We start from the raw sequence: 6,945 nt of genomic DNA on the forward strand, positions 1-6,945 counted from the left end.
GGCATTCTTGAAAAGTCGGCGAGCCGAGGCATCAGCTTGGTGGCGGGCGCCTGATGAACTCCGTCATAGATATGCGCTCTTACGTCAGCCCATCGAGCAGTCGTTTGCTCGTCATGGTCGACCTGCAGGAATCGAACTATGACGAACTCGCGAAGGATCGGGCGTCCGACCTCGCGCGTTCGATGGAAAACTGCACCCGCGCGCTGCGGCATGCGCGAAGTCTCGGCCTGCCAATCGCGTTTACCAGGCCGTCGCGCAATCCGGGCACGACCGAACGCGCAGGGCAGTCCGCGTGGATTTCGGGCTTCGAGCCGAAGCGATCCGATATGGTATTCGAACGGCCGCAACCTTCCTGCTACACCAACCAGCTATTTGAGGATGTGGTTTCCCGGATCGGAAACTTCGCGATTGCCGGCCTTGTCGCCGAAGAGACATGTCTTGCAACCGCGATCGATGCTTCCCATCGGGGCCATCGCGTTACTTTCCTCAGCGATGCTTCCGCGAGTCGTGGTCGAATCGCCACCGACGCAGTGGCGGTCCACGCCGTCACGACGAACGCCATTGGATTGTTCGCCGACACCGTGACTACGCGCCACTGGCTGGTCGCGACTTCGCCGCGCAGTTTCAGGGGGCATCGATATGGATGAGCTCAGTGCGCGCCGGCTGCGCAACGTCGTCCAGGTTTTGACGGAGCAACGTCACATCGTTGTTTCCCGGGGGGCTTCCTTTGCCGGCCATCTGATCGATCTGGCCATCATGCAGCTTCGTCTTTCGCTTCACGAGATCTCCGAGGAGGAGCTGTCCGAGTTCTCCAACTCCCTCAGCGTCGACCTCGTCAGCGGCGAGCACCCGGATTGATCGGAGAGGCGCGGATGCCGGGCCGAAGATGGATGATCCTTGCGGTGCTGTTCGCGGCGCGGGCGGCGACGGGATTTCAGTTCCAGTCGATCGGATCGACCGCGAACCTGCTGATGCAGGATTTTGGAATCAATTACTCCCAAATCGGCATGCTGCTCGGGGCCTATCTGCTGCCCGGAATCGTGGTTGCGTTTCCGGCCGGGTTATTGGGCCAACGCTTTCGCGAAAAGAAGCTCGGGCTTGCCGGGCTGGCGATGATGGCGATTTCCGGAGCGGCGTTGAGCTGCTCCGATGGTTTTGCGGTGGCGCTCGTCGCGCGCACGATCGGCGGCGTCGGCGCGACGATTGTGGTTCTGGTGGCCACCAAGATGACGGTGGACTGGTTCGACAGCCGCGAAATCGTCCTTGCGATGTCGCTGCTGCAGATGAGCTGGCCGTTCGGGGCGATGCTCGCTCTGCCCATTCAGGCCTATATCGCCCAGTTCCTGGGATGGCCCGCGGTGATGCTATCGGGCAGCCTTTGCGCGACAGCCGTGCTTTGCGCTTTCATCCCTGTTTCGGAACGGGAGCAGCCGACGCAGCCGGCGGCGACCGACCACGCGGGGCTCCCCGTTGCCGTTCTGCTTCCGGTCACGATCGCCGGGGTGATCTGGGGCGGGATGAACCTCGCCTGCATCTTGTTCTTCAGCTATGCGCCCTTGCTGATGGTGGCGCAGGGATCGACGCCCACCGTTGCGGCCTCCCTGACCAGCCTGGCGATCTGGTGCACGATCCTGGCCATTCCGTCCGGCGGATATCTTGTTCATCGCTCGGGCAAGCCGATCTCGGCGATCGTCACCTGTGCGCTGGTCGCCGCCGTGGCGCTTGCGCTGTTCGTCGCCGGCGTCTTTCCGACCATCTTCTGCCTGCTGTTCGGGGTTGCGGTCGGTCCCTTGTCGGGAGCCATCCTTTCGTTGCCGTCAAGGGTGCTCGGTCCGCACCAGCGGGCGGTCGGACTTGGGGTGTTCTACACATGCTTCTACGTGCTGATGGCCGTCGGGCCTCTGGTCGTGGGCCATTTGCAGGACGCTTGGGGATCACCGTCGGTCGGGCTGATCGCGGGTGCGGTGTTGCTCGCCGCGATCGTGCCCTTGTGCCTGTCGTTCGTATTCCTGTCGAAGCCGCAGCGGCTCGCCGTGCGCGACAACAGTGCCGAGCTGCGCGCGGCCTCGTGAGCGGCGGGGCGTCGGATCCGCGTCTGCCCCCGCTCACGCGGTCAGCGCCGACACGATCGCGTCGAGCGCCCTGGCGCCGTCCTTCGGATCGAGCTCGATCTGCAATCCGCGTTGCCCGCCGTTCAGATACACGCTGGTTTCCTCAAGCGCCGCGGCGTCGACTGCGACCGGGACGCGCTTCTTCTGCCCGAACGGGCTGATGCCGCCGACATGATATCCGGTCAGCCGTTCGGCGTCGGCCGGCCGCATCATGCTGGCGGTCTTGCCGCGAAATATCGCCGCCAGCTTCTTCATGCTGACTTCACGATCCGACGGCACCACGACGCAGACCGGCTTGCCGTCGACCTCCGCCATCAGCGTCTTCAGCACGCGGCGCGGCTCGACGCCGAGCGCCTCGGCGGCCTGCAGCCCGATCCGGTCGGCGTCGGGATCATAATCGTAACTGTGCAGGGCGAATTTGACGCCAAGCTTGCCGAGCACCAGTGTCGCACGGGTGGTTTTCGACATGCTACCGCTCCGTCGTCGGATATCGCCGGAGAGATAGCAATCTTGAACGCCAGGCGTCACGCCCATTCATGCAGTTGAACGCTGCGCGGATCCTGAAGCGATGCGATCGCACGCAAATCGAACGCGGCTCCGAGAGCCTATGAAGTGACCCGCTTCCGGGGGGCGGCATTTGACCCACATCAAGGGGCCTGCGCGGCCTATCGATATTATACGACAATCCGCAGTCGGAAGGGATCGCAGCCCATGAGCAATGTTGGATCGGTCGATCGGATTATAAGGGTCATGATCGGGCTTTTGCTTATCGCCTATGCCATTCCCATCGGCTTCCCTCAGACCGGTTGGAATTGGACCGGCTGGATCGGCGTCGTGCCGCTATTGACCGCGATCTTTGCGTATTGCCCCGCCTACAAGGTGTTCGGCATGTCCACTTGTTCGGCCAAACAGCCGAGCTGAGCGGGGTGCCTCAAGTCCCCAAGCCGGAGAGAGCGCCATGGCCGTAAGATTCAGGATCGCGCTGATCGCAGCCGTCGCCTTGGTGGGCGCGGCATTGTTGGCCGCCGCCACCGCCCAGCCTTACGGCCCCGGGTCTGGAATGATAGGGGCTGGAATGATGGGGCCGGGCATGATGTCGGGCCAGGGCATGATGGGGTCCTGGATGACGGGCCGCCGCGGTTTTGCCGGGATGTGCAATCCGGCCGCCACCGGCTTTGCCGAGTGGCGAACCGACCGGATCGCGGAACTGGTCAAACCCACCGACGCACAGCGCGCCAGGTTCGATGAATTCAAGGCGGCATCGATCAAATCGGCCGAGATGATGCGCGATGCATGCCAGACCGACGTTCCCGCAACGCTTCCAGGCCGAACGGAAGCCATGGAAAAACGCATGGACACGATGCTACAGGCGATCCGCACCATGCGGCCGGCGCTGGAGGCATTCTATGCGACGCTGAGCGATGAGCAAAAGGGCCGGCTCGATTCCAATGTCGGCCGCGGCCGTTACTGGCGCTGGCGCGATCACTGGTAGCGCCGGGGCAGGGAACAGCCCGGCTTCCGGCCGGCGCGTTCCCTTGACCTAACGCAACGTCCGCAACCGGCGTTGCACTATGGTTCGACAAACGGTCCGGCTCGCCGGCCCCACATCAATAATCACAGCTCAGGAAACAAACCTCGCCCGCCGTTCGGGCGCGATTTGCATGGCGTCGAAATGGTCGAACAGTCAATTGCGCTTCCGCGAAAGCATACGCTTAACGCCTCTGCCGCAGGGGCGGCGATCTGGTCCCACCGATGGTTCGTCCTGGCAGTGCTGCTGGCGCTCGCCGCGGGCGGCTGGCAGGGCGCGCGGCTGATCCTTGGGCCCGCCGTCGTCGTCGATCAGGTCCATCGGGGCAATCTGGTTGAGACGGTGGTCGCCAGCGGCCATGTCGAAACGCCCTATCGGGTCGAGATCGGCAGCCAGATCACCGGCACCGTGGACGATGTTCTGGTGCAGGAGGGCGAGCGGGTCACCAAGGGCCAGCCTTTGATCTCGCTGGAATCCCGCGAGCTGAAAGCAGCCGTCGTGCAGGCGCAGGGTGCGGTCGCCCAGGCTGAGGCGCGGATGCGGCAGCTCGATGAACTGACGCTGCCCTCGGCGCGCGAAGCGCTGACCCAGGCGAAGGCGAACCTGTTGAATGCCCAGCAGACCTTCGATCGCACCTCGACCCTGGCGAAAGAAGGATTTGCCACCCGCGCGGCGCTCGACGACGCCCAGAAGACCCTCGACGTTGCGCGAACCCAGGTGCGCACGGCCGAATTTCAGGTCTACACCGCAAGCCCCGGCGGCAGCGACTATGTGATGGCGCAGACCCAGCTCAACCAGGCGCATGCCAATCTCGACACGGCCGAGTCGCGGCACGGCTATGCCACCATCGCGGCGCCGCGCGACGGCGTGCTGATCACCCGCAATGTCGAGCGCGGCGCGGTGGTGCAGCCGGGCAAGGCGCTGTTGGTGCTGGCGCCCGCCGGAGAAGTTCAACTGGTGCTGCAGATCGACGAGCGCAATCTGGGGAAAATCTCGCTGGGGCAGAAGGCGCTGGCCTCGGCGGACGCCTATCCGGACCAGCGTTTTGCCGCCGTCGTCTCCTATATCAATCCGGGAATCGACATCACCCGCGCCTCCGTCGAGGTGAAACTTAACGTGACCGATCCGCCGGACTATCTGCGGCAGGACATGACGGTTTCGGTCGATATCGAGGATGCCGCGAAAGACAGCGCGCTGGTGCTCCCGATCCGCTCCGTGCACGACGCGTTGTCCGGCCAGCCCTGGGTGCTCGGCATCAAGGACGGCCGCGCCGTCAAGCGGCCGGTCCGGCTCGGTCTGCGCGGCAACAACCATGTCGAAATCCTGGAGGGAATGACCGAAGGCGAGGTCGCGATCCCGCTGAATTCGGGGGTCCTGACCGGCCAGCGCGTGCGGGCCGTCGTGTCATGAACCACTGGCTGCCGTTCGAATGGATCACGGCGGTGCGGTTTCTGCGCGAAGGCCGGCTGCAGACGTTGTTCATCGTCGGCGGCATCGCCATCGGCGTCGGCGTCATCGTCTTCATGTCGGCGATGCTGGCGGGGCTGGAGGCCAATTTCATCAAGCGCGTTCTCACCTCGCAGCCGCAAATCCAGCTGCTGACGCCCGATCAGATCGCGCGCCCGCTGCGCGGCGGCGCCGGCGAATTCGAGGATGCGAGAGTGCAGCGTCCGAGCCAGCGCGTGATCTCGATCGACCAGTGGCCCAAGATCCGCGCCCAGATGCTGGCGATGCCGGAAGTGACCGCGGTCGCTCCGACCATGTCGGGCTCCGCGCTCGCCGTGCGCGGCGATGCCAGCCGCGCCATCACGCTGTCCGGCGTCGAGCCGGATTCCTATTTCAAGATCGTCAAGGTTCCCGATTACGTCGTCGCCGGCGAGCCGCGGCTGACCAGCGAGGACATCATCATCGGCATCGAACTCGCCAAGGATCTCGGCGCCACCGTCGGCGACAAGCTGAACATCCAGGCGGCCAATGGCGCCAACCGCGTACTGACGATTTCGGGCCTGGTCGATCTGGGCAACAAGGGCGTCAACCAGCGCGCAAGCTACGTGGCGTTGCGCACCGCGCAGTCGCTGCTCGGCATGATCGGCGGCGTCACCACCATCGACATGACCATCACCGATATCTATGCCGCGGAGGCGATCGCCCAGCGCATTCAGGCGGCCAATGCGGTGGAGGCCGACAGCTGGATCAAGACCAACGCGCAGTTCTTCACCGCCGTGCAGGCGCAGGAAACCTCCAATACGCTGATCAGGCTGTTCGTCGCGCTGTCGGTCGCGTTCGGCATCGCGGCGGTCCTGATCGTCTCGGTGATCCAGCGCTCGAAGGATATCGGCATCCTGCGCGCGATGGGTACCTCGCGCGGCCAGATCCTGCGGGTGTTCTTGCTGCAGGGCGGATTGCTCGGCTTTATCGGCTCGCTGTTCGGCGCGGCGATGGGCGCGTTCGCGCTTGTTTACTGGCATTCGGTGGCGCGGCAGGCGGACGGGTCGGAATTGTTTCCCCTGATCCTCGAGCGGCGCCTGTTCATCCTGACCGCGCTCTTGGCGACGCTGACCGGACTGCTCGCGGCGACCGCGCCGGCGCTGCGCGCGGCCAAACTCGATCCGGTGGTGGCGATCCGTGGCTGAAGAAATCCTGCGATTGGAGAAAGTCTGCAAGGCCTACAATATCGGGCAGCCGTCCGAGGTCGAGGTGCTGCACGATATCGACCTCAAACTCGAGCACGGCGAATTCCTGGCGCTGATCGGGCCGTCCGGCTCGGGCAAGAGCACGCTGCTCAATATCGTCGGACTGCTCGACCGGCCGACCTCCGGCCGGCTCACCATCAAGGGCCAGGATACCGGCATGCTGGGCGATACCGAAATCACCCATCTGCGCGGTCACACCATCGGCTTCGTGTTTCAGTATCACCTTCTGATCTCCGCCTTCACGGCGCGCGAGAATGTGATGATGCCGATGCTGGCGGACCGCGGTTTTGCCAGTGCCGAGATCGAGAAGCGGGCGTCTGACCTTCTGGCGCAGGTCGGCCTGCAGAAATTCGCCAACAATCTCGCCACCAACATGTCGGGCGGCCAGCAGCAGCGGGTCGCGGTGGCGCGGGCGCTGGCGATGAACCCGGATCTGGTGCTGGCGGACGAGCCGACCGGCAACCTCGACACCAAATCCGCCGACGCCGTTTTCGAATTGATGCGCCAGGTCAACCGGGACAGCGGCACCAGTTTCCTGCTGGTGACCCACAATCTCGATCTCGCCCGCCGCTGCGATCGGATCATCGAAGTGGTGGACGGCCGCATTCAACCT

Annotated in this window: 9 protein-coding genes; 8 read left to right on the forward strand and 1 reads right to left on the reverse strand. The window is 64.3% G+C overall.

Going from position 1 to position 6,945, the window contains the following annotated elements; genetic code table 11:
• Window positions 1-53 precede the first annotated feature (53 nt).
• Genes QZ213_RS22280 through QZ213_RS22290 form a run of 3 tightly spaced genes read left to right on the forward strand, consistent with a single transcriptional unit; the run spans window position 54 to window position 2,072 of the window.
• On the forward strand, window positions 54-647 hold the full coding sequence (locus tag QZ213_RS22280; protein ID WP_291688254.1) for an isochorismatase family protein: 594 nt from the start codon (window positions 54-56) through the stop codon (window positions 645-647).
• Window positions 640-858: a hypothetical protein gene (locus QZ213_RS22285; RefSeq protein WP_291688255.1), complete on the forward strand. Its 219-nt coding sequence runs from the start codon at window positions 640-642 to the stop codon at window positions 856-858. The genes QZ213_RS22280 and QZ213_RS22285 overlap by 8 nt, the downstream gene beginning before the upstream one ends.
• Before the next feature lie 14 nt (window positions 859-872).
• Window positions 873-2,072: an MFS transporter gene (locus QZ213_RS22290; RefSeq protein ID WP_291688256.1), complete on the forward strand. Its 1,200-nt coding sequence runs from the start codon at window positions 873-875 to the stop codon at window positions 2,070-2,072.
• A 33-nt stretch (window positions 2,073-2,105) separates the two neighbouring features.
• Here QZ213_RS22290 and ybaK read toward each other — a convergent pair whose 3' ends face one another.
• Complete coding sequence (gene ybaK / locus QZ213_RS22295; RefSeq protein WP_291688257.1) at window positions 2,106-2,579, reverse strand: Cys-tRNA(Pro) deacylase; 474 nt, start codon at window positions 2,577-2,579, stop codon at window positions 2,106-2,108.
• 243 nt (window positions 2,580-2,822) lie between these two features.
• On the opposite strand from ybaK, the gene QZ213_RS22300 reads away from it, so the two are divergent.
• The 5 genes from QZ213_RS22300 to QZ213_RS22320 form a co-directional block, all read left to right on the forward strand.
• Window positions 2,823-3,032: a DUF2892 domain-containing protein gene (locus tag QZ213_RS22300; RefSeq protein WP_291688258.1), complete on the forward strand. Its 210-nt coding sequence runs from the start codon at window positions 2,823-2,825 to the stop codon at window positions 3,030-3,032.
• Window positions 3,033-3,069: 37 nt separating this feature from the next.
• Window positions 3,070-3,603, forward strand: a complete 534-nt coding sequence (locus tag QZ213_RS22305; protein WP_291688259.1) for a Spy/CpxP family protein refolding chaperone — start codon at window positions 3,070-3,072, stop codon at window positions 3,601-3,603.
• Window positions 3,604-3,783: 180 nt separating this feature from the next.
• On the forward strand, window positions 3,784-5,049 hold the full coding sequence (locus QZ213_RS22310) for an efflux RND transporter periplasmic adaptor subunit (RefSeq protein WP_291688260.1): 1,266 nt from the start codon (window positions 3,784-3,786) through the stop codon (window positions 5,047-5,049).
• Complete coding sequence (locus QZ213_RS22315; RefSeq protein ID WP_291688261.1) at window positions 5,046-6,272, forward strand: FtsX-like permease family protein; 1,227 nt, start codon at window positions 5,046-5,048, stop codon at window positions 6,270-6,272. Before QZ213_RS22310 ends, QZ213_RS22315 begins: the two co-directional genes overlap by 4 nt.
• Window positions 6,265-6,945, forward strand: a 681-nt coding sequence (locus QZ213_RS22320) for an ABC transporter ATP-binding protein (protein WP_291688262.1), incomplete at its 3' end; no start/stop codon positions are given. The genes QZ213_RS22315 and QZ213_RS22320, both read left to right, overlap by 8 nt.

The sequence above is a fragment of the Bradyrhizobium sp. genome (genome assembly GCF_017881085.1).
Lineage (GTDB): Bacteria > Pseudomonadota > Alphaproteobacteria > Rhizobiales > Xanthobacteraceae > Bradyrhizobium.